The sequence below is a fragment of the Teichococcus globiformis genome, from assembly GCF_042646265.1.
GTDB lineage: Bacteria > Pseudomonadota > Alphaproteobacteria > Acetobacterales > Acetobacteraceae > Pseudoroseomonas > Pseudoroseomonas globiformis.
In genome coordinates this window covers 328,101-350,621 of record NZ_JBHRTN010000004.1, presented here as the reverse complement: position 1 = coordinate 350,621, position 22,521 = coordinate 328,101, and the positions used below count along the sequence as shown (strand labels likewise).

The following is a 22,521-nucleotide window of genomic DNA, read 5'->3' as shown; positions in this document are numbered from 1 at the left end:
TCCTGGCACGTCACGACATCGCACCCCGCGCCGCGATCGGCCACAGGCATTCCACCCGCCCTCGCCGCACGCCCACGAACCAGTCATAGCGGTCGATGGTCGGGTCGCAATGGCCGGGTACCAGCCGCAGCTTCTCGCCGAGCTTCGGGCGCTTGCCGCCTTCGACGCGCAGGTTGCCGTGCTCGTCCGAGGCACCGCTATAGGTCAGGCCAGGGCGTTCCCATAGCTGGGGAAAACCGGAATCCGTGGGCGCCGCCTTGTGCCCGGCATCGACCACGGCCAGGTCGGGCTTGGGCACACTCATCACCTGGGTCAACAGGAAGAGCGATTGACGGAACGGTGGAGCATCCTCGTTGGCGGCGTAGTCTGCATCCATGAAGGCGTAGGAGCCGGCCTGAATCTCGGTGAACACGCCGCTCGAGGCCTCATGCCGGAAGGTGCCGGTGCCGCCTCCACCGACAATGCCACATTCGAGGCCCTGCTGGCGCAGCTGTTCCACGGTGCGGCGGGTGCTGTCCACCGCTGAGGTGATGGCGGCGGTGCGGGCCTCAGGGCTGCGGATGTGCTGCGCACGACCATGATAGGCCTGTAGCCCCCCGAAGATAAGGTGCCGGCTGGCGGCAATGCGGCTTGCCAGCGCCACCGCCTCGGGCCCTGGCGAAACGCCACAGCGCCCCGCCCCGACATCGATCTCCACCAGCACGGAAAGGCGGGTGCCCGCGGCCTGCGCCGCCTGTTCGATCAGGCCGACGGCATCCGCATGGTCGGCGCAGAGCGCGACCCTGCTGATGCCCGACAGCGCGGCGAGACGCGCCAGCTTCCGGGGCGCCACCACCTCGTTGCTGACAAGGATGTCGGGAACGCCGCCCCAGGCCAGGGCCTCCGCTTCCGCGACCTTCTGCGTGCACTGGCCGACAGCGCCGCGCTTCATCTGCTGCAAGGCGACCACAGGGGATTTATGCGTCTTGGCATGGGCCCGCAGCTTGGCGCCGGTGGGGGCCAGAATGGCGGCCATGGAGTCCAGATTGGCCTCGAAGGCATCGAGGTCGAGGATCAGGGCAGGGGTATCCACCTCCTCCTCGCGCATGCCGGGCTGGGCGGGCGGGTTTTGCAGCATTCGTGGGCACTCCTGGCATGATGCGCGGGCGCAGGAACAGGGATCGGCACGCAGCGCAGGGCTGCCACCACAAGGACAACACAGAATTTCACTCAACTTGCGCCAGAGGAAGCGCTTTAGAAAGCGGTGCCGGGCCGTCGATTCGGCCGGCGACTCTGCCGCCCTCTCTGGACATTTCACCTATGGACCGAAACGTGCTGCGGGGCGTGCTGCTCGCCTTCCTGGCCTATGCCCTGTTTGCCGTCAGCGATGCATCGGTGAAGCTGCTGAAAGGCTCGTTGCCAGTCTACGAAGTTATCTTCTGGGGCGCGCTGATGGGCTTTGTGATCCTGCCGTTGGTGCGGAGGCCGGGCGAGCGCTACGCCGACGCCTTCCGCGCCCGGGACTGGCGGCTATGGTTCGTACGCGCGGGAGCGGCAATGACCGGCAGCCTGGGCAGCGTCATGGCCTTCACCTGGCTGCCCATGGCTGAAGCCTTCTCGATCCTGTTCCTGTTGCCGGCCTTCGTGACCATCTTCTCAGTGGTTTTCCTGCGCGAGCAGGTGGGCTGGCGCCGCTGGGCCGCGGTGGTGATGGGTTTCGTGGGCGTGCTGGTGGTGCTGCGGCCCGGCTTCCGCGAAATCAATCCCGGACATGTCGGCGCCTTTGTCGGTGCACTCTCCTCGGCGGTGACCATCGTCATGCTGCGTGCCCTTGGACAGAAGGAGAAGCGCGTCTCGCTCTATGGCGCGGGGCTGCTAGGGCCACTGATCGGCGGCTTCGTGCTGATGCTGCCAAGTTTCGTCTGGCCAAGCGCCGAGCAGTGGCTGTGGCTCGCCGGCTACGGACTGCTGGCGGCAGGAGGCAATGCGCTGCTGATGCTTGCCTCGGGGCTGGCGCCGGCCAGCCTGGTGGCGCCGCCACAATACAGCCAGATGATCTGGGCTCTCGGCTTCGGTTACTGGCTGTTCCATGACCGACTGGACGTGCCGATGCTGGCGGGCGTGCTGATCATCGTCGCCGCCGGCGGCTTCACCTTTCTGCGGGAAAAGGAGCGGGGTCCGAAAGGATGGCGCCGCGCCCCGCTGGTGCATCCGCAATAGCTCGGGCTCCCATCGGCCTCGCCCTCCTTCCTGCGCTGAACGGAGCAGGCGTTCACACCTGCGGAGTGGGACGGCGAGCCCGCCTCCCGGAACCACAAAATGAACATTCCGCCCTGATCTTGCGGTAGCGCAAGGAAGGATGGCAGCCTTCGTGCCACCGATCCGAGGCGAACAGCACGGAGCCATCCACGGTGACCATCACCGCCACACCTGCCCAACAACCTATCGGCTCGCCCGCCGAGCCGACCTCCAACCGAAAATTCGCCTTTCTGCTTCTGGCCCTCGCGCTCTACGCGGCGGTTCTGCTGGCGCCGACGCCGGCGGGACTTAGCGCGTCGGGGCAGGTGGCCCTCGGCCTGCTTGTGCTGGTGATCGTGCTGTGGATCAGCGAATGCGTTTCCCCGGCTGCCAGCGCCATCATCCTGACAGGCATGGCCGTGGTGGGGCTGATCGGCAAGCCGCTGACCGAGGGCGCGGCGCCGATGAACTCGACCCAGGCGCTAGCCCAGATGCTGGGGGGGTTCTCTTCCTCGGCGGTGCTTCTGGTCGCCGGCGCGCTTTTCCTGGCCGTGGCGCTGAAGATCACAGGACTGGACCGGCGCATTGCGCTGCTGGTGATGAGCCGCATCGGCATTTCGCCGGCGCGGCTGGTTTTGGGCGCCATGCTGGTCGGCTTCGTGCTGGCATTGTTCATTCCTTCGGCCACCGCCCGGGTCGGTGCCGTGATCCCCATCATGGTGGGCATCACCACCGCGCTTGGGCTGCCGGTGGGCAGCACCCTGGGAGCTGCGCTGCTGATCGTCACCGCCCAGGCCTGCTCCATCTTCAACATGGGGATCAAGACGGCGGCGGCGCAGAACCTGATCAGCCTGAGCTTCATGAATCAGGCTTTCGGGCACGACATCACCTGGGGCGGCTGGTTCGTCACCGCGCTCCCCTTCACCCTTTCCATGTGCGCGGTGCTGTTCCTGATCGCCGTCTTCCTGCTGCGCCCCATCGTGCCGGAGCCGCGCGAGGCGGAGGCGCGCCTGCGCCAGCAGCTGGCGGAGCTGGGACCGGTCACGGGCAAGGAGAAGCGGTTGATCGCCGTGGCGGTCGGGCTGCTGCTTCTATGGTCCACCGAGGGCCTGCATCCACTTGATACCACCACCACCACGCAGCTCGGCATCGCGCTGCTGCTGATGCCCAAGATCGGCGTCATGAACTGGTCGGAGGCCGAAAAGCTGGTGCCCTGGGGCACCGTGGTGCTGTTCGCGGCGTCGATCTCGCTCGGCACGCTGCTCTCACGCACGGGGGCAGCGGGTTGGCTGGCCAACATCACCCTGGGTCAGTTGGGGCTTGAAGCGATGCCGCTGGTCGGCATCATCGCCGCGCTTTCGGTGTTCAACATCGTGCTGCATTTGGGCTTTGCCTCGGCAACCGGCCTCGCCTCGACGCTGATCCCGATCATGCTGGCTTTCACCCAGACGCTGAGCATGGGGCCGGATACCGCCTTCGGCATCGTCATGATCCAGGCCATGGTGGTGTCCTTCGGCTTTATCCTGCCAACCAACGCGCCGCAGAACATGCTGTGCTACGGCACCGGCGCCTTCACCATGGGGCAGTTCGTCAAGGTCGGCCTGCCGTTGACGATGGCCGGGCTGCTGTTGATCCTGCTTTTCTCCGCCACGATCTGGCCGTTGATGGGAGTGCTGTGACCATGCCGGGAACCGTGGGCATTATTGGCGCGGGGCAGGTAGGGGCCGCCGCCGCTTATCTGCTGGCCACCACGCCGGGCATCAGCGATGTGGTGCTGGTTGATCAGGACGCGAAGCGTGCCGCCAGCGAAGCCGCCGATATTGGCCACGCCGCAGCGTTCAACCATGCCGCCGATGTGCGCGCAGGAGCTTATGAAGACCTTGCTGGAGCGAAGGTCATCGTCATCACTGCGGGCGTCAGCCTGAAGCCGGGTCAGACGCGGCTGCAATTGATGCAGGCCAATCTCGGCATCGTGGATGGCATCATCGCGGCGGTGCTGAAGGCGGCGCCCGACGCGGTGCTGCTTTTCGCCACCAACCCGGTGGATGTGATGCCCGCGCTTGCGGTACGGCGGCACGGGGTGCCCCCCGGGCGGGCCATTGGCACGGGTTGTGCGCTGGATTCAGCGCGGTTCCGCGAAAGATTGGCCCGGCATCTGGGTGTGGCGCCAACCGCCGTGCATGCGCATGTTCTGGGCGAGCACGGTGATTCCGAAGTGCTTCACTGGAGCGGTGCCCATGCGGCCGGCATGTCGCTGGAGCTGTTCGCCGAGCAAATGGGGCGGCCGATCGGGTTGGAGCTGCGTGCCACGATGGCGCAGGATGTGCGGACCTCGGCCTATCGCATCAAGGAGGGCAAGGGTGTCTCCAATTTCGGCATCGGCGGCTGCATCGCACGGCTCTGCCGCGCCATCGTGAATGACGAGCACACGGCTTTCACTGTTTCGACCTTCATGGAGGAAGGCGTGGCGGGCATTCCTGCCACCTGCGTCTCGCTGCCCCACATCCTTTCGGCCGCGGGCGCCTCGGCGCCCTTGAAGCCGGTTCTGGACGAAGCGGAAACGGAGGCGCTGAGGGCCAGCGCGGCGCTTCTGGCGAGCAGCATCGAGGACGGGCTGCGGAGCCTTTGAGGCACCCGAAGTCCCTGTGGCGGCGGCACCGGGGACCGAAGGCCCGCCTCGGCTTGCCCATCAAGCCACAGGCGGCGTCGTCGGCTGCTCCGCGCAGCTGGGCAGATCCGGATCGAGCCTGGCCCAGTCCGGCGCCGAGCCGGTCCAGATGGCCGAAACAGGAGCCAGCCCGTCGCGCCGGTCCAGCGTGCCGATCCTCACCACCATCACGTCTGGCCTGGCCTCAGCCTCGCTGAAGAGGTGGGTGCCGCATTTCGCGCAAAAGCGGCGGCGCATCGTGTTGCCGCTATCGGCCTGGCTGACATAGCTCGCCGGCTCCCCTTCCAGCGTCAGGCCCGCGGGGCGGAAAAAGGCGTTCACCGAGGCATTGCCGCAGGCCAGATACTGGCAGTCCCGGCACCAGCAGGCGCGGGTGGCCAAAGGAGCGTGATTGAAGCGGAAGCGGATGGCGCCGCAGAAGCAGCGACCTGTGGTTTCCGTCATGGTGTTGGTCCTCCCGCGGGGGAGGCTAGCATGGCGGCGCTGCCTGCCAGGAAGCGTCGTTCAGGCCCCCGCCTGTCCTGGGCCGCGGGCGTGACAAATTTTTCGGCGCGGGACGAGGCAGTGGGCCGGACGCGGCGCTAATCGGCCGGGTCGGTGGGTTTGCCCCGGCGATGCAGCGAGGCATCGCCGGGAAAGCGTGCCAGCCTCAGTGGCCGGCGTTCTCACCGGAGAAGTCCGGGGCGGCGAGGCCAGAGGCTTCCAGCTGCTCGGCCAGCAGTGTCTTGAGGTTCTCGAGGCCCTGCTCGGTCTTGGCCTCAGCGCGGGCGACCAGCACGGCCTGGGTGTTGGAGGCGCGCAGCAACCACCAGCCATCCTCGGTCAGCACGCGCACGCCATCCACATCCTGCACCTTGGCGCCGGAGGAGGCGAGGCGGGCTTTCACTTCCTGGATCACGCCGAACTTGCGCTCATCCGGACAGTCGAAGCGCAGCTCGGGCGTGTTGATCACCTTGGGCAGAGCGTCGCGGGTCTGCGCCAGCGATTCACTGGAGCGCGCCACGATGCCGAGCAGGCGCACAGCCGAGTAGGGTGCATCGTCGAAGCCGTACCACTTGTCGGCGAAGAAGATGTGGCCCGACATCTCACCGGCCAGCGGCGCCTTGGTTTCCGCCATCTTGGCCTTGATCAGGGAATGGCCCGTCTTCCACATCAGCGGCGTGCCGCCCGCCTTGGCGACCTCGTCGAACAGCACCTGCGATGCCTTGACGTCGGCGATGATGGTGCCACCCGGATGCTGCTTCAGCACATCGCGCGCCAGCACCACCAGCAGCTGGTCCCCGAACAGCATGTTGCCCTCGCCGTCCACCGCGCCGATGCGATCGGCGTCGCCATCGAAGGCGATGCCCAGATCCGCCCCGGTCTCGCGCACCTTGGCGATGATCTGCTCAAGGTTCTTGAGCACGGTCGGGTCGGGATGATGGTTGGGGAAGTTGCCGTCAATCTCGCCATTGATGACGATGTGCTCGCCGGGCAGCTTCTCTGCGAGGCGCTTGCAGATCTCGGCGCCGGAGCCGTTGCCCGGGTCCCACACCACCTTCAGCTTGCGGTCCCCGCCATCGTAATCCTGCAACAGGCGGGCGACATAGGCGTCGGACACATCAACCTGGGTGGAGGACCCCGACGCCTCGGCCACCACGTCGCCGGAGGCGGCCATGCTGCCGATCTGCTGGATCTGCGGGCCGAAGAAGGGCTTCTTGCCCAGCATCATCTTGAAGCCGTTGTAGTCCGGCGGGTTGTGGCTGCCGGTCACCATCACGGCGCCATCGGCCTTCAGCTCGTAGGAGGCGAAGTAGAGCATCGGCGTCGGACCGCAGCCGATGCGCGCCACTTCCAGGCCGCAGGCCACGAGCCCCGCGACCAGCTGCTCTTCGAGCTCGGGCGAGGAAAGGCGGCCGTCATAGCCGACGGCAACCTTTTTGCCGCCTTCACGCGCCACGATGCTGCCGAAGCAGCGGCCAATGGCGAAGGCGTCCTTGCCGGACAGGGTTTTGCCGATGATGCCGCGGATGTCGTATTCGCGCAGCGAGGTGGGGTGGAACTGGTGGGTGAAGGCGGTCATCGGGAGTTCCCTTTACGGCCGGCCGATGGAGGAATAGTGGAAGCCGGCCTCGCGCATGGCGGCCGGGTCCCAGACATTGCGCAGATCGCAGATCACGCGGCCAGCCATGGCAGTGCTCAATTTCCGGGGCGCGACGGCACGGAACTCGTTCCATTCGGTGATGAGCACGAGCGCGTCGGCGCCTTTTGCAGCTTCAAGCGCCGAGGAGGCGAACTCCACCGCCGCCGGTAACGCCTGGCGGGCATGGGCGGGTTGCGGATCATATGCCACGACCTGCGCTCCCGCCGCGACCAGCGCGGGAAGGATCACCAGTGACGGCGCGTCGCGCATGTCGTCCGTTTCAGGCTTGAAGGTCACGCCCAGCACCGCAATGCGCTTGCCCTTGACCGAGCCGCCACAGGCGGCGACCACCCGCTCGGCCATCTGCGCCTTGCGGGCCTCGTTGGCGGCAATGGTCTGCTCAACAATGGTGACCGGCGCGCCCAACTCCTGCGCCGTCTGCGCCAGGGCCAGCGTGTCCTTGGGGAAGCAGGAGCCGCCATAGCCCGGCCCTGCATGGAGGAACTTGCGGCCGATGCGGCCATCGAGCCCCATGCCGCGCGCCACGTCGTGCACGTTGGCCCCGGCCTTCTCGCACAGATCCGCCATCTGGTTGATGAAGGTGATCTTCACGGCCAGGAAGGCATTGGCGGCGTACTTGATCAGCTCGGCGGTTTCGACCGAGGTCTGCACCACCGGCGTCTCGATCAGGTAGAGCGGGCGGTAGAGCCGCTTCAGCACCTTGGCCGCATGCTCGCTTTCGACCCCGATCACCACGCGGTCGGGCCGCATGAAGTCACCGATCGCATTGCCTTCGCGCAGGAATTCCGGATTGGAAGCGACGTCGATCTGCAAGTCGGGCCGTGCCGCCTGGACGATTTCCTTGACCCGGCGGCCGGTGCCGACGGGCACGGTGGACTTCGTCACCAGCACCAGCGGACCCTCGGCCGCACGCGCTACCTGTTCGGCCGCCGCAAAGACATAGGTGAGGTCGGCGTGTCCGTCACCGCGCCGGGTCGGCGTGCCCACCGCAAGGAAGACGGCGTCGGCCCCGTGCATCGCCTCGCCGAGGTCGGTGGTGAAGCTCAGGCGTCCATCGGCGGCGTTCTCCGCCACCAGGCGGTCGAGGCCCGGCTCATAGATGGGAATACGGCCCTGGCGCAGAGCCTCGACCTTGTCGTGGTCAGTATCGACAACGCACACATCGACGCCGAATTCCGCGAAGCAGGCACCCGAGACGAGGCCGACATAGCCGGCCCCGATCATCGCAATCCGCATGGGCGCGCCTCAGACGTATTTCGGCAGGAAGTCGTGCACCGCCTGGGCGATGTCCGGCCGCTGCAGCGCAAAGGCGATCTGTGCCTCCAGGAAGCCGACCTTGTCGCCGCAATCGAAGCGGCGGCCCTCGTAGCGCAGGCCGTGGAAGGGCTGCGTGCCGATCAGCTTGGCCATGGCATCGGTCAGCTGCACCTCGCCGCCGGCACCCTTTTCCATTTTCGCCAGGTGGGTCAGCACCTCGGGCATCAGCACGTAGCGACCGATCACGGTGAGGTTGGAAGGCGCGTCCTCGGGCTTCGGCTTCTCCACTAGACCCTTCACCGAGACCAGCTTGCCCTTATCCTCCTGGATGTCGAGCACGCCGTACTTGTTGACGCGGTCCATCGGCACTTCCTCGATGGCGACGACGTTGCCGCCCGTCTCCTGGTACGCCTGGGCCAGCTGCTGGGTGCAGGACGTCTCGCACAGCATGAGGTCGTCGGGCAGCAGAATGGCGAACGGATCGTCGTTGATGAAGGAGCGGGCGCACCAGATGGCATGACCCAGACCCATCGGCACCTGCTGGCGCACCGTGGTGATGGAGCCCGGAAGCTGCGCCTGCCGGCGGAGATCCTCCAGGATGTCGTGCTTGCCACGCTCCTGCAGGGTGCGCTCCAGCTCGTAGGCGACGTCGAAATGCTCGACGATGGCGGTCTTGCCACGGCCGGTGACGAAGCAGAACTGGTCGATGCCGGCGGCCCGCGCCTCTTCCACCGCGTACTGGATCAGCGGCTTGTCGACGACGGGCAGCATCTCCTTCGCGAGGGCCTTGGTCGCCGGCAGGAAGCGCGTTCCCAGCCCCGCGACGGGAAGGACGGCTTTCTTCAGGGGTTTGGTCACGCGAGAAGTCCTCCAAGAACAGCGTCGTCGATCTCGCGCAGGGGAACGCGCGAGCACGGCGGAAGTAAGGCCGGGTGACCGCAGAATTGCCATGTGGCCCGGGAAACGGCAATCGGCGGGGGTCAGCCCTGACGGGTCTTTCGCGCCAGGAGTGTATCGCGGGCAGCGTTCAATCTGGAAGCGTATTCAGCCGATCCGCCCTGGTCAGGATGCGCGCCCCGCATCAACCGGCGATGGGCGGCGCGGATCTCCGATTCGCTTGCTCCTTCGCCGAGGCCCAGCAGCTTCAAGGCACTGGCGGTGTCGAGTGGGCCGTCATCCGCGCTGCCCATGCCGCGCCATGCCGGATGCGCGTGATCGAGCCAGCTTTCCAGAAGGGGAAGGCTTTCCAGGTCGATCGCCCGGCAATCGGCATGAAGGGCCAAGATTTCACCCAACTGCAACTCGCCGAGCTCCCGCCCGGCCAGGGGACCACGGCGCACCCGGCCAGACAACAGGCCGGTGGCGTGATCGAGGCGCATCAACAGCGTGGCGGTCTCCACTTCGCTGGAAGCGCCAGGCGAGGCGCCGAAGCGGCGAGCATTGCGCCAGCGCCGCCAGACACCCAGCCCCATCGGCGCGAAGGTGAGCAGCAAAGGCAGGGCCTGGGCGACCCGGCCGCTGAGCACCAGCAGCAGGATCAGACCGCCGCCAACGGTGGCCAAGATTGCCGCCCCCGCCTTGCGCAGTTGGGCCGGGGTGGCCACGAGGAAGCCGCGCACAGCCAGGGCCAGCAACAGCAAGACCCCGATCGCGCCGAGCAGCCAGGGCATCAGCCGGGCGGCGCCGGAAGCTGCGCCAGTAGGCCCCGTGCCACCGGACCTGACAGGCGCGACAACGCCGAGCGCCCGCCGGCGGCATACACGGCGACGGCGCGCAGCAGGTCGCGCAACGTGCCGGCGCTGGCATCGTCGAGCGCGTGATGCGCGCCGCCGGAAAGACGTGCGATCTGCCGCAGAACCTCCTGCGCCACGGCATCCCTCCCTTCCTGGAATGCAAACACAGGCGTCCGGCGCAGGCCCAGCTCACCCGCGGCGTGGCAGAGCGGATCGGGCGGCTCCTCCACCGCGTCGCCAACGAAGACCAGGGCTGCCACCGGCTCGCGCACTGTCTCGGCCCGCGCGTGCGACAACACCTTGCCGATCTGCGTGCGGCCGCCAAGGCAGGCGAGGCCGGTCATGCGCCGCTGCAGCTCGGCGGCGTCGGTCAGGAAGGGTGTGGCGGCGAACTCGCCGTGGCCGCGGTAATAAGCGAGGCGAATAGCCAATCCTCCATGCGCTGCAGCAGCGGCGAACATCTCGGCCTGGAGGTGGCAGGCGCGGTCCCAGCTCGGCTGGCGGCTGGCGGTGGCATCGATGGCGAAGATCAGCCGGGCCGGACGGTGCGTCCCGGCGCGCACCGCCGGCAGGCTCTCCACCTGTTGCAGAAAGGCGGCCACGGCGCCGGAGGCCGGGCGGGCTGGAAGCTGTGCCATGGAGCGGAACATGGCGTGCCGCGCGGCACGGGCAAAGGGGCAGTGCGCGGCGGTGGGTGCAAATCCGCCCGCCGCCGCGGCTTATGCGGTCAGAGCTGGGTGGCGGCCACCGCGGTGAGGTTGGCGATGCCACGGGCCGTGACACTCGGCACCAGCACGTGGATGGGCTTCTTCATGCCGAGCAGGATCGGGCCGATCTGCAATCCGTCCGCTGCCGCCTTCACCAGATTGTAGGCGATGTTGGCGGAGTCGAGATTCGGCATCACCAGCAGATTGGCGGCCTCGACCAGCGGGCTGTCATGCACCGCCTTCTCGCGGATCGCCTGCACCAGGGCGGCATCGGCATGCATCTCGCCATCCACCTCCAACTCCGGCGCCTGTGCCTTGAGCAGTGCCAGAGCCTCGCGCATCTTGCGCGCTGAGGGGGCGTTGCTGGCGCCGAAGGAAGAGTGCGACAGCAGCGCCGCCTTGGGGTGCAGCCCGAAGGCGCGCACCTGCTCGGCCGCCAGCAGCGTCATTTCCGCCACCTGCTCGGCACTGGGCTCGACCAGCAGGTGGGTGTCCACGAAGAACAGCGTGCCGGCCGGCAGGATCACACCGGTCATGGCATAGACACGGTTCACGTCGTCGCGCTTGCCGATCACGTCATAGGCCTGGTGCCAGTGGCGCATCCACTCGCCCTGGCCGCCCACCACGGCGGCGTCCACCAGCCCTGCCTCCAGCAACAGGGCGGTCGCCGTGGTGGGCCGCACGCGGACGGCGCGCTCACAGGAATCGGGCGGCACGCCACGGCGGCCGACCTTGTCGCGGTACAGCTCCACCAAGGGACGGAAGGTTGCGTCGTCGGTGGAGGGGTCGAGAACGCGGACGCTTTCCTCGAGGTCCATGCGCAGGCCCATGGCGCTCACCTTTGCGGCGATCACCTCACGGCGGCCGACCAAGGTGGGCTCGGCCAGCCCGTCATCCAGCACGGTCTGCACGGCACGCAGCACACGCTCGTCCTCGCCCTCGGAATAGGCGACGCGGCGAGGCTGCTTGCGGGCAGCAAAGATCACCGGGCGCATCAGGTCGCCGGAGCGATAAACAAACCGCTCCAGTACCTCCTTGTAGGCGTCGAAATCGGCGATCGGGCGGTTTGCCACGCCGCTGTCCATGGCGGCGCGGGCGACGGCGGGGGCGATCTCCAGGATCAGCCGGGGATCGAACGGCTTCGGGATGATGTATTCGGGGCCGAAGACCGGGGCATGGCCGCCATAGGCCGCCGCCACCACTTCCGAAGCCTCGATCCGGGCCAGTCGGGCGATGGCCTCAACCGCTGCGACCTTCATCGCCTCGTTGATGGTGGTCGCCCCGGCATCCAGTGCGCCGCGGAAGATAAAGGGGAAGCAGAGGACGTTGTTGACCTGGTTCGGATAGTCAGTGCGGCCGGTGGCGACAATCGCGTCGGGACGAGCGGCGCGCACCGCCTCGGGCAGGATCTCGGGCTCCGGATTGGCCAGGGCCAGCACCAGCGGGCGCGGTGCCAGGAGCGGCAGCCATTCCGGCTTCAGCACGCGCGGCGCTGAAAGGCCCAGGAACACGTCGGCACCGGGCAGCACCTCGGCCAGGGTCCGCGCCTCCGTGTCCCGGGCGTAGCGGTCCTTGTAGGGGTCCATCAGCTCGTTGCGGCCGATGTACACCACACCCTTGATGTCGGTGACGGTGATGTTCTCGCGCCGGGCGCCCATCGCCACCAGAAGGTCGAGGCAGGCCAGTGCCGCGGCGCCACCGCCAGAGGTGACGATCTTCGCCTCGGCAATGGTCTTGCCCTGCAGCAGCAGGCCGTTGCGCACGGCGGCGGCAACAATGATGGCGGTGCCGTGCTGGTCGTCGTGGAAGACGGGGATCTTCATTCGCTCGCGCAGGGTCTGCTCGATGATGAAGCACTCGGGCGCCTTGATGTCCTCAAGGTTGATGGCGCCGAAGGAGGGCTCCAGCACCGCGACGGCGTCGATGAACTTCTGCGGGTCCCGCTCCTCGACCTCCAGGTCGATGGAGTCGATGCCGGCGAACTTCTTGAAGAGGACTGCCTTGCCTTCCATCACTGGCTTGGAGGCCAGGGCACCGATAGCGCCCAGGCCGAGCACGGCGGTGCCGTTGGTGATCACGGCCACCATGTTGCCGCGCGTGGTGTAGTCATACGCAGTGTCAGGGTTGGCGGCGATTTCCTCGCAGGCGGCGGCGACGCCGGGCGAATAGGCCAGGCCCAGGTCGCGCTGTGTGGCCATGCGCTTGGTGGCCTCGACGCTCAGCTTACCGGGGCGGGGCAGCCGGTGGTAATCCAGTGCGGCTTTGCGAAAATCGTCGTCCATCGGCACCTCCGTGCCCCGGACGATGACGGAGCCGGTGGCTGGTCGCAAGGACCGGAGACCGGGTGGCAAGCGGGGCGATCAGGAAATATATGCGGCCAAGAAGATTCGAACTTCCACGGGGTTGCCCCCACTAGCACCTCAAGCTAGCGCGTCTACCATTCCGCCATGGCCGCACGGATACAGGCAGGGCCGGGCGTATAGCCGATGATTGCAGAGACAACAACACCCCGAACCATGACCGCGACCGATATTTCCCACCATCTCGCCTGGCAGGCACCTGAATGGCGCGCCGCCGATGGGCTGATCGACTATCCCGTGGCGCTGGAGGCGATGCGCGCCCATGCCGCCGCCATCCGTGCCGAGGGGGCGCCGGAGCGCGTCTGGCTGGTGGAGCATCCGCCGACCTACACCGCCGGCACCTCTTCGACTCCCGAAGGGCTCGTCGATCCCCGCTTCCCCGTTTACGACGCCGGACGCGGCGGGCAGTGGACCTATCACGGGCCGGGGCAGCGCACCGCCTATGTCATGCTGGACCTCGACCGGCCGCATGGCACGGTGCGGGCCCGCGACATCCGAGCCTATGTGCACGGTCTGGAGGAATGGATCATCCGCGCCCTCGACCGCTTCAACATCCGGGGCGAGCGGCGCGAGGGCCGCGTCGGCATCTGGGTGGTCAACCCGGCCACCGGCGGCGAGGACAAGATCGCCGCGATCGGCGTCCGGGTTACGCGCTGGGTGAGCTGGCATGGCATCGCGATCAATGTGGAGCCGGAGCTGGGGCATTTCGGCGGCATCGTGCCCTGCGGCATCCGCGGCCACGGGGTGACCAGTTTGGTCGCGCTCGGCATTCCCGCCACCATGGAGGACATGGATGTGGCACTGAAATCCGCCTGGCCTGAGGTCTTCGGATAAGCCACCCGCCCGGCTGGGCGGCCTGTTTCTGGAGGGAGATCCCGATGCTCGCCTTTTCCATGCCCCACCGCTCCGATCGCGGCCAGCAAGCCCGACCGCAGGCCGTGCCATGATCGCCGTGATCTTTGAGCTCCGGCCGGCGGAAGGGCGGGAAGGGCGCTACCTCGATCTTGCCGCCGCGCTCCGGCCCGAGCTGGACCGCATCGACGGCTTTCTGTCCATTGAACGATTCCGCAGCCTGTCCGATCCCGACAAGCTGTTGTCCATCTCCTTCTGGCGCGACGAGGCGGCGGTGGCTGCCTGGCGCAACACGGGCGAGCATCGGGCCGCGCAGCGCGAAGGCCGGCACGGCGTGCTGGCCGGCTACCGGCTGCGGGTGGCCCATGTGCTGCGCGACTACGGGCTGGAAGTGCGGGACGGCGTGCCGGAAGACAGTCGCCGGCTTCATGATGAAGCCGATCGGGAAGGTTGATGGCGGTTTACGGCGGCTGGAACCTCATGCGATGATATGACCAAAGGCGCGTCACTCGCGTCCAACCAGAGGAACCAGGAATGAAGCCAGTGCCGCCCCGCCTGTCATGCCGGGCCGCAGGGGCATGAGTGCCCCCCGCTACGACGCCGCCGCCCTGGTCGGCGCCGCCTCCGCCATGTTCCAGGCCGCCGGGATCGAGGCCTCCAAGGCCAGTGTGGTGGCCGATGTTCTGGTTGAGTCCGACCTGATGGGCCATGTGACCCATGGCCTCGGGCTGATGCCGAAATACATGGATGAGATCGTCGGAGGCCGCATGCTGGGCCAGGGCGAGCCGGAGGTGATCGCCGACCGCGGCGCCGCCATCACCTGGGACGGGCGCAGCCTGCCGGGACAGTGGCTGGTGATGAAAGCGCTGGACCTCGCCGCCGAGCGGGTGAAAACGCACGGCACAGTCAGCATCGCCATCGGTCGCTCGCAGCATATCGGCTGCCTGGCCGTGTACCCGGCGCGGGCGGCGGCGCGTGGGTTGATCTGCCTGCTCTATTCCAGCGCCCCGGGCACCACCAGCGTCGCTCCCTTTGGCGCGAAGCAGGGCGTCTACTCTCCGAATCCCTTTGCTGCCGGCTTCCCCACTGGTGAAACGCCGGTGGTCACCGACATCAGCGCCTCCATCACCACCAACAACATGAGCCTGCGCCTGATCGGCCGCGGCGAGCGCTTTCCCGCCAAGTGGCTGCTGGATGCCGAGGGCAACCCGACCGACGACCCGAAGGCGATCACCCAGGGCGGCACCATCCTGCCGGCCGGCGGGCTGGACCACGGACAGAAGGGCTATGGCTGGGCACTGGTGACCGAGGCGCTGACCCAGGGCCTGCCGGGCTATGGCCGCGCCGACGGCACGGCCACCGGCATGGGCGCGGGGGTGTTCCTGCAGGTGATCGACCCGGAAGCCTTCGCCGGCCTCGCCGCCTTCGAGCGGCAGACTGGCTACACCGCCGCCGCCTGCCGTGCCGCGGCACCGCGACCCGGCCTGCCACCGGTGCGGTTGCCAGGCCAGAAGGGGCTGAAGGCGCGCGAGCAGGCGTTGGCCGAGGGCGTGGAACTTGCGCCGGGCATCATCGAGGCGATGCAACCCATCGCCGCCAAGTACAATGTGACATTGCCGGCGCCACTCGGTGCCTGAAGATGTGTCCGGGGGTGGTGACGTCCCCGGAACGCTGCCTCGTCCAAGAACAATCCAAGACCGAACACGATAAGGGACGTCCGCCCATGTCCATGATCGACCTCGCCGCCAAGCGCATGAACGGCCCGGTGATCCGCCTGCATCCCAATGACAACGTCGTCGTGGCGCGTATCCCCGTGGAGGCCGGCACCTCCATCCCCGGCGAGAACGTCCTGGCGCGGGAGGCGGTGCAGGCCGGCTACAAGATCGCGACCCGGCACCTGCGCAAGGGCGAACCGATCCTGAAGTACAACGTGACCATCGGCTTCGCCGCCGAGGACACGCCCGCCGGCACCATGATGCACGGCCACAACATCACCTTCACCGAGTTCGACCGCGACTACGCCATTGGCGCCGATTATGAGCCCCTGGCCATGGTGCCGGAGGCCGAGCGCGCCACCTTCCAGGGCATTGTCCGCAAGGACGGCCGGGTGGCGACGCGCAATTACATCGGCATCGTTTCCACGGTGAACTGCTCGGCCACCGTGGTGCAGAACATCTCCGACCATTTCACCGCCGAGCGGCTGGCCGAGTTCCCCAATGTGGATGGCGTCGCCGCCTTCACCCACCAGACCGGCTGCGGCATGGAGCTTTCGGGCGAGCCGATGCAGCTGCTTCGCCGGACGCTGGCCGGCTATATCCGCCACCCCAACATCCATTCCGTGCTGGTGATTGGCCTCGGCTGCGAGCGCAACCAGATCCAGGGGCTGATGGAGGAGCAGGGGCTCGAGGCCGGGCCGCATCTGCGGCATTTCACCATGCAGGACACGGGCGGCACACGGAAAAGCATTGAGGCCGGCATTGCCGCCGTACGCGAGCTGCTCGCCGATGCAAATGACGTGAGGCGCGAGACTGTGTCGGCCAGCCACATCATGGTCGGACTGCAGTGTGGCGGCTCGGATGGCTTTTCCTCCATCACGGCGAATCCGGCGCTGGGCCATGCCATGGATATCCTGACCCGGCATGGCGGCACGGCAATCCTGTCGGAAACGCCGGAGATCTACGGTGTCGAGCACACGCTGACCCGCCGCGCCGCGAGCCGTGAAGTCGCCGAGAAGCTGATCGAGCGCATCCGTTGGTGGAAGGACGAGTACACTCCCGGCCGCGACACGCAGATCAACGGCGTGGTCAGCCCCGGCAACCAGGCGGGCGGCCTCGCCAACATCTTCGAGAAGTCGCTAGGGTCCTCGATGAAGGGTGGCACCGGCCCGTTGGTCGAGGTCTACAAATACGCCGAGCGCGTGACGAAGCCGGGCTTCGTGTTCATGGACAGCCCCGGTTTCGACCCCGTCTCTGCCACCGGGCAGGTGGCTGGAGGGGCCAATGTGATCTGTTTCACCACCGGCCGCGGCTCCATGTTCGGCTGCCGCCCGGCGCCTTCCGTCAAGCTGGCGACCAACACGCCCATGTACCGCCGGCTGGAAGAGGATATGGACATCAATTGCGGACAGGTGCTGGACGGCGACAAGAGCCTGCAGGAGATGGGACAGGCGATTTTCGAGCACATCCTGCGCGTGGCCTCCGGCGAGCGAACCAAGAGCGAGGATCTGGGCGTGGGGCGGCATGAATTCGCGCCGTGGCAGATCGGCATCACCGGGTGATGCCTGGACCGAGGGGGCGCCGCCCCTCTCGGGCTCTCACGGGCAGGGGATGACCTTTCCTGCACGCTTGGTCTAGGCGATGCTCTTTCCGCCGGTGGCGCCTCCTTGCCGGCGGCGAAGATGGATCATGTCTCTCTGTGGCTGCTGCGGCGCCGAACCGCCATGTGCGCGTCGACAACCGGTTGCCGTCGGCCTCGGAGGTCCGGGAGGGCTGGAGCCCCCCTCGGGATCAGCGCCCTGACACCTCATCCACCGTTCCCATCAGCAACAACAGATCCCCTGACCGCGACAGGCGGTGGTCGCCATCCTTGATCAGCGTGATCTGCACATCGTCGCCGGCCAGCTTTGCCGCGATTTCCAGGGCGAATTGCCACGGAACCTCGGCGTCGCGCTGGCCCTGCAGCAGACGTACGGGGTGGTCGAGCGGGATGGGTGCGTCGAGCACGAGGTGGTTGCGACCATCCTCGATCAGCTTGAGGGTCAGCGGCACCGGCGGACCATAGGGGCTCTCGATGTGCAGCGCGCCGTCACGCAGCAGGGCTTCCCGCTGCGCCGCGCTGAAGCCCGGCCACATCAGCCGCTCGGTAAAGTCGGGCGCGGCCGCGATGCCGATCAGCGCGTGCACGGGAACCAGGCTACGCTTCGCCAGCAGCAGCGAGATCCAGCCGCCCATGGAGGAACCGACGAGGATCTGCGGCCCCTCGGTAAGCCGGCCGACCAGAAAGGCCGCGTCCTCGGCCCAGTCGCCGATGCAGCCATCCTCGAACGCGCCGCCGCTGGTGCCGTGTCCGGCATAGTCGAAGCGGAGAAAGGCCTGGCCTCGCGCCGCGCAATGGTCGCGCAGCGCGATGGCCTTGGTGCCCTCCATGTCGGAGCGGAAGCCGCCCAGAAACACGACACCCGGCCCTGCTCCAGGCAGCCGTGCCCAGGCCAGTTCGATGCCGTTGCCGCGGTCGAGCCGCCCCAGCTCTTCCTTCATGCGTTCAGATATCCCCGCTTGGCCAGGTTGTGCATCAGCGCCGTGATGCCGAAGCGCCAGGGCGGGCAAGCATCGGTGCGGTCCACGGTGTTCTCCAGCGCGCCGAGCCGGCGGCTCGCAATGCGCACCGTGTCGCCAACATGGTGGGTGAAGCCCATCCCCGGCTTGTCGCGGTCCTTCGAGGGCGAGAAGGGGGTTCCGAGAAACAGCGCCGCCCCGTCCGGATACTGGTGGTGGGGGTTGATCATCTGCCCGACCAGATCGGTGGGATCGCGCGAGATGATGCCGACCATGCCGGCTTCCTCTAGGCTGAAGCCATCCGTGCCGGTGATGCGCAGCGCGATCTCGGCCTGGCGGATGTCCTCCAGCGTAAAGCCCTCGTCGAACAGGCGGATGGCGGGGCCGATGGCGCAGGCGGCGTTGTTGTCCTTGGCCTTACCGAGCAGCAGGGCGGAGCGGCCTTCCACGTCGCGCAGGTTCACGTCATTGCCGAGCGCGGCGCCCACGATCTCGCCCTGGCCGCTCACCGCCAGCACCACCTCGGGTTCGGGGTTGTTCCAGGCGCTGGAAGGGTGGACGCCGATCTTGGCGCCGGTGCCCACGGCGGACAGGGGCTGGCCCTTGGTGAAGACCTCCGCGTCCGGGCCGATGCCGACTTCGAGATACTGGCTCCACCAGCCGCGCTCGACTAGGTTCTGCTTCAGCGCGGCGGCTTCCTTGCTGCCGGGGACGAGGCTGGCCAGGTCGTCGCCGATGATGCCGCGGATCTCGGCGCGGATCGTCTCGGCCTGGCTGGCATCGCCGCGGCAGCGCTCCTCGATTACCCGCTCCAGCATGGAGCGCGCATAGGTCACCCCGCAGGCCTTCAGCGCCTGCAGGTCGAACGGGGCGAGGGGCCTTGCGGCGCCGAGGTCGAGCTGCACTGGCTTGCCCTTCGCCGCAATGGCGGCCACGGGGTCGGGCGCGTTCAGCCAGGCGCTGACCGTGCCGAAGGCGGGCGTCATGTCGAAGGCTACGCCACGCGCCAGGGCGATGGCCTGCGGGCCCTCGGGGCCCTCGACGCGAAGGGCGAAATGGCCGTCCTGCCAGTCGGCGGGCAGGGCTTCGGCGAGGCTGGGCATCGTGGCTCCTCCGATTTTGCTTCTGCTTTTACCTAGCCGCTTCCGTTCGGGCTTGCCATCGGGGGGCACCCGATGAAAGCATGGCGCGACAAATCCGGCGAAGATCCGGGCGAGGGAGGTTTTTGCGATGTCCGATTTCACGCGCCGTGCCGCGTTGCGCGGGGCTGCCGGCCTGCTGGCGGCGCCCGCCCTGGTGGAAAAGGTCGGCGCCCAGCAGGCATTCGACTGGAAGCGCTTCAAGGGGCAACGGGTGGAGGCGAGCCTGACGGCAAACCCTCGCTCCGCCCTGCTGATGCAGCACGGCAAGGAGTTCGAGGAGCTGACAGGCATCCGCATCGGTGCCGAATCCATTCCCGAGCAGCAGCACCGCCAGAAATTCGCCATCGAGTTCGCATCCGGCCGACCGTCCTTCGACGTGGTCGGCATCAGCCTGCATGTCAGCAAGCGGCAGGTTGGGCGTGCCAAATGGACCACCGATATCCGGCCACTGATCCAGGACGCCACGCTCACCGCGCCGGATTTCGATTTCGGCGATTACGGCGAGGGCACCATCACCTATTCGACCCAGTCGGACGGGCGCATGGATACGCTGCCGGAATTCACCGACTACTTCATCATGTACTACAACAAGGACATGCTGGCGGCGAAGAACATCGCCGTTCCCAAGACCTTTGACGAGTTGTACACGGCGGCCAAGGCACTGACCGATCCTTCGAAGCAGCAATACGGCTTTGTCGGCCGCGGCCTCCGCAACGCCAACGTCACGCTCTGGGCCTCTTTCCTGCTCGGCACCCAGCAACGGGATTCGGTCAGCCCCGAGATGAAGCTGCTGACCGACACGCCGGACGCGATCGCGGCCACCGAGGCCTACGCGAAGATCATGCGCGAATGCGGCCCGCCGGGGAATGTCGGCTTCAACTGGAATGAGTGCCAGACGACCTTCATGCAGGGACGCGCCGCCTTCTGGATCGACGGGGTGGGCTTTGCCGCGCCGCTGGAGGACCCGAAGCGCTCCCGCGTCGCAGGAAAGGTCGGCTATGCCGTTTCGCCCGCCGGCTCAGCGCATCATCATTGCTGCCTGTTCGGCACCGCCTTCGGCATCAGCGAGCAGAGCAAGGTGAGAGGGGCGGCCTGGTACTATCTGCAATGGGCGTCGGGCAAGCAGAACCAGCTGCGCTACCTGACCTCCGGCGCCGGTGCACCGGCGCGCACCAGCCCCTTCCGGAACGAGGAGGCGATCGCCTCCAGCCCGTTCCCGCGCGAATTCTTCACCACGCTGGTGGAGAGCGGCAAGATCGCCCGGCCCGGCCTGCCGGAGATCGTGCCGGTGACGGAGTTCCGCGACACGCTGGGCACCGCACTCACGAACTGCATCGGCGGCGCCGATGCGGCCACGGAGCTGAAGCGTGCCACCGACGCCTTCCGACCGGTGCTGGAGCAGTCGGAGAAGACCGGCTGATGTCGGGCGCCGCCATCCTTCCTGCCGCCACCGCCGCGCCTGCGCGGCGGCGGAACTATGCGCGGCGCTACTACTGGTTCGTCGTTCCAGCGGCGGTGGTGGTGCTCGGTGTCATCCTGTTTCCTTGGGCCTTCACCCTGTTCATGTCGGTGCATGACTGGAAGATCGGTGGCGGCCACGCCTATGTTGGCCTCGACAACTACCGGAAGCTGTTCACCGATGAGCGCTTCCTGTGGTCCATGGCTCGGACACTGTACTTCACCGCAGTCGCGGTGGTCGCGCCCATGATCCTCGGCACGATCGCGGCCCTGGTCTTCGCGCGGAACTTCCCGTTGCGCGGGCTGGCGCGCACCGTGTTCATCCTGCCGATGATGGCAACGCCGGTCGCCGTGGCGCTGGTCTGGACCATGATGTTCCACCCGCAGCTCGGTGTGCTGAACTGGATCCTGACCAGCTTCGGCCTGCCGCCCTCCATGTGGATCTACGATGCACGCACCGTGATCCCGACGCTCGTGATGGTGGAGGTGTGGCACTGGACACCATTGGTGATGCTGATCGTGCTTGGCGGCCTGGCCTCTCTGCCGGTCGATCCCTACGAAGCGGCGAAGATCGACGGTGCCACCAGCCTGCAAGCCTTTCGGCACATCACCCTGCCGTTGCTGATGCCCTTCCTGGTGGTGGCGCTGATCATCCGCACGATCGACGCGCTGAAGGCTTTCGACACCATCTACGTCATCACCCAGGGCGGCCCGGGAACCAGTTCCGAGACGATCAACATCTTCCTCTACCTGCAGGGCTTCGCCTACTACAACATGGGCTTCGCCAGCGCCGTGGTGGTGGTGTTTTTTCTGCTGATCGTTTCACTGGCCGCGCTGCTGCTCTGGACGCGCAACCGCGTGAAGGACCTCTGAGCCATGAAGCGCGCCCTTGAGAAGATCGGCTTCGCGCTCACGGTTCTTGTGCTGGTCTCGCCCGCGGCCATGGTGTTCCTGTGGATGCTGTCGTTGTCGCTGAAGACCGAGCTGGACAACACCGCCTGGCCACCCGTCTTCATCCCCAACCCGCCGGTCTGGGACAATTTCATCTCAGTGTTCGAGCGGAACGACTTCCTGCTCTATACCTGGAACAGTGTCGTGGTGTCCTTCACCGCGACGGGGCTCGCCATCCTGATCGGAGTGCCGGCCGGCTACGGAATCGCCAAGATGCGGGCCACACGGGCGGCCATGCTGATCCTGATCGCGCGCATCACGCCCGGACTGTCCTATCTGATCCCGCTCTTTCTGCTGTTCCAGTGGCTTGGGTTGACCGGTACACTGACGCCCATCGTGGTGACGCATCTTGTCATCACCGTGCCCATTGTGGTCTGGGTGATGATCGGCTTCTTCGAGGGGCTGCCGGGAGAGCTGGAGGAGGCCGCGCTGGTGGATGGCGCCACTATCTGGCAGGCCTTCCGCTATGTGGCCTTTCCGCTGGCCCGTCCGGGCATCACGGTGGCGGTGATCCTCTCCTTCATCTTCTCCTGGAACAACTTCATCTTCGCCATGGTACTGGCCGGGCGGGAAACACGCACCCTGCCGGTCGCGGTCAACAACATGCTGACCTTTGAGCAGATTTCCTGGGGGCCGCTGGCCGCCGCGGCGCTCCTGGTGACGCTGCCGGTGCTTTTGCTGACGCTGCTGGCGCAGAAGCAGATCATCGCGGGCTTGACGGCCGGCGGCGTGAAGGGGGGATGATGGGCAATTCAACAG

20 protein-coding genes and 1 tRNA gene are annotated in these 22,521 nt (G+C 67.1%); 10 read left to right on the top strand and 11 right to left on the bottom strand.

Going from position 1 to position 22,521, the window contains the following annotated elements:
• Positions 1-10: 10 nt before the first annotated feature.
• Positions 11-1,117 carry a DSD1 family PLP-dependent enzyme gene (locus ACFOD4_RS03540; protein ID WP_379594368.1) on the bottom strand — a complete coding sequence of 369 codons (1,107 nt, stop codon included), beginning with the start codon at positions 1,115-1,117 and terminating at the stop codon, positions 11-13.
• 182 nt (positions 1,118-1,299) lie between these two features.
• On the opposite strand from ACFOD4_RS03540, the gene ACFOD4_RS03535 reads away from it, so the two are divergent.
• The 3 genes from ACFOD4_RS03535 (at position 1,300) to ACFOD4_RS03525 (ending at position 4,846) form a co-directional block, all read left to right on the top strand.
• Positions 1,300-2,199: a DMT family transporter gene (locus ACFOD4_RS03535; protein ID WP_379594365.1), complete on the top strand. Its 900-nt coding sequence runs from the start codon at positions 1,300-1,302 to the stop codon at positions 2,197-2,199.
• A 191-nt stretch (positions 2,200-2,390) separates the two neighbouring features.
• A complete protein-coding gene (locus tag ACFOD4_RS03530; protein WP_379594363.1) occupies positions 2,391-3,896 on the top strand; it encodes an SLC13 family permease in 1,506 nt (501 codons plus the stop codon).
• A 2-nt stretch (positions 3,897-3,898) separates the two neighbouring features.
• Positions 3,899-4,846, top strand: coding sequence for a lactate/malate family dehydrogenase (locus ACFOD4_RS03525; RefSeq protein ID WP_379594361.1), 948 nt, complete (start codon positions 3,899-3,901; stop codon positions 4,844-4,846).
• Positions 4,847-4,906: 60 nt separating this feature from the next.
• On the opposite strand, the gene ACFOD4_RS03520 is transcribed toward ACFOD4_RS03525, so the two are convergent.
• The 8 genes from ACFOD4_RS03520 to ACFOD4_RS03485 form a co-directional block, all read right to left on the bottom strand.
• A complete protein-coding gene (locus ACFOD4_RS03520; protein ID WP_379594359.1) occupies positions 4,907-5,329 on the bottom strand; it encodes a GFA family protein in 423 nt (140 codons plus the stop codon).
• Positions 5,330-5,534: 205 nt separating this feature from the next.
• Entirely contained in the window at positions 5,535-6,947 is a 1,413-nt protein-coding gene (gene pgmG, locus ACFOD4_RS03515; RefSeq protein ID WP_379594357.1) for a phosphoglucomutase/phosphomannomutase PgmG, read from the bottom strand.
• A gap of 12 nt (positions 6,948-6,959) precedes the next feature.
• Positions 6,960-8,264 (bottom strand): UDP-glucose dehydrogenase family protein, encoded by a 1,305-nt coding sequence (locus ACFOD4_RS03510; protein WP_379594355.1) that lies wholly within the window; start codon positions 8,262-8,264, stop codon positions 6,960-6,962.
• Positions 8,265-8,273: 9 nt separating this feature from the next.
• Positions 8,274-9,143 carry a UTP--glucose-1-phosphate uridylyltransferase GalU gene (gene galU / locus ACFOD4_RS03505; RefSeq protein WP_379594353.1) on the bottom strand — a complete coding sequence of 290 codons (870 nt, stop codon included), beginning with the start codon at positions 9,141-9,143 and terminating at the stop codon, positions 8,274-8,276.
• A gap of 122 nt (positions 9,144-9,265) precedes the next feature.
• Complete coding sequence (locus tag ACFOD4_RS03500) at positions 9,266-9,955, bottom strand: J domain-containing protein (RefSeq protein ID WP_379594351.1); 690 nt, start codon at positions 9,953-9,955, stop codon at positions 9,266-9,268.
• A complete protein-coding gene (locus ACFOD4_RS03495; RefSeq protein WP_379594349.1) occupies positions 9,955-10,656 on the bottom strand; it encodes a vWA domain-containing protein in 702 nt (233 codons plus the stop codon). Before ACFOD4_RS03495 ends, ACFOD4_RS03500 begins: the two co-directional genes overlap by 1 nt.
• 89 nt (positions 10,657-10,745) lie before the next feature.
• Positions 10,746-13,007, bottom strand: a complete 2,262-nt coding sequence (locus ACFOD4_RS03490) for an NADP-dependent malic enzyme (RefSeq protein WP_379594347.1) — start codon at positions 13,005-13,007, stop codon at positions 10,746-10,748.
• A 90-nt stretch (positions 13,008-13,097) separates the two neighbouring features.
• Positions 13,098-13,180: transfer RNA gene (locus ACFOD4_RS03485), tRNA-Leu, on the bottom strand.
• A 61-nt stretch (positions 13,181-13,241) separates the two neighbouring features.
• Between ACFOD4_RS03485 and lipB the strand changes: the two genes are divergently transcribed.
• The 4 genes from lipB (at position 13,242) to ACFOD4_RS03465 (ending at position 17,214) form a co-directional block, all read left to right on the top strand.
• On the top strand, positions 13,242-13,919 hold the full coding sequence (gene lipB / locus ACFOD4_RS03480; protein ID WP_379594344.1) for a lipoyl(octanoyl) transferase LipB: 678 nt from the start codon (positions 13,242-13,244) through the stop codon (positions 13,917-13,919).
• 109 nt (positions 13,920-14,028) lie between these two features.
• Entirely contained in the window at positions 14,029-14,391 is a 363-nt protein-coding gene (locus ACFOD4_RS03475) for an antibiotic biosynthesis monooxygenase family protein (protein ID WP_379594342.1), read from the top strand.
• 124 nt (positions 14,392-14,515) lie between these two features.
• Positions 14,516-15,574: an Ldh family oxidoreductase gene (locus tag ACFOD4_RS03470; protein WP_379594339.1), complete on the top strand. Its 1,059-nt coding sequence runs from the start codon at positions 14,516-14,518 to the stop codon at positions 15,572-15,574.
• An 86-nt stretch (positions 15,575-15,660) separates the two neighbouring features.
• Positions 15,661-17,214, top strand: a complete 1,554-nt coding sequence (locus tag ACFOD4_RS03465; RefSeq protein WP_379594337.1) for a UxaA family hydrolase — start codon at positions 15,661-15,663, stop codon at positions 17,212-17,214.
• 229 nt (positions 17,215-17,443) lie between these two features.
• Here ACFOD4_RS03465 and ACFOD4_RS03460 read toward each other — a convergent pair whose 3' ends face one another.
• Positions 17,444-18,193, bottom strand: a complete 750-nt coding sequence (locus ACFOD4_RS03460) for an alpha/beta hydrolase (RefSeq protein ID WP_379594335.1) — start codon at positions 18,191-18,193, stop codon at positions 17,444-17,446.
• Positions 18,190-19,314 (bottom strand): fumarylacetoacetate hydrolase family protein, encoded by a 1,125-nt coding sequence (locus ACFOD4_RS03455; RefSeq protein WP_379594333.1) that lies wholly within the window; start codon positions 19,312-19,314, stop codon positions 18,190-18,192. The genes ACFOD4_RS03460 and ACFOD4_RS03455 overlap by 4 nt, the downstream gene beginning before the upstream one ends.
• A 127-nt stretch (positions 19,315-19,441) precedes the next feature.
• On the opposite strand from ACFOD4_RS03455, the gene ACFOD4_RS03450 reads away from it, so the two are divergent.
• Genes ACFOD4_RS03450 through ACFOD4_RS03440 form a run of 3 tightly spaced genes read left to right on the top strand, consistent with a single transcriptional unit; the run spans position 19,442 to position 22,506 of the window.
• Positions 19,442-20,773 (top strand): extracellular solute-binding protein, encoded by a 1,332-nt coding sequence (locus ACFOD4_RS03450; protein WP_379594331.1) that lies wholly within the window; start codon positions 19,442-19,444, stop codon positions 20,771-20,773.
• The gene (locus ACFOD4_RS03445) at positions 20,773-21,684 is read left to right on the top strand and encodes a carbohydrate ABC transporter permease (RefSeq protein WP_379594329.1); all 912 of its coding nucleotides are present in this window, start codon (positions 20,773-20,775) and stop codon (positions 21,682-21,684) included. Before ACFOD4_RS03450 ends, ACFOD4_RS03445 begins: the two co-directional genes overlap by 1 nt.
• A 3-nt stretch (positions 21,685-21,687) precedes the next feature.
• On the top strand, positions 21,688-22,506 hold the full coding sequence (locus tag ACFOD4_RS03440) for a carbohydrate ABC transporter permease (protein WP_379594327.1): 819 nt from the start codon (positions 21,688-21,690) through the stop codon (positions 22,504-22,506).
• Positions 22,507-22,521 lie beyond the last annotated feature (15 nt).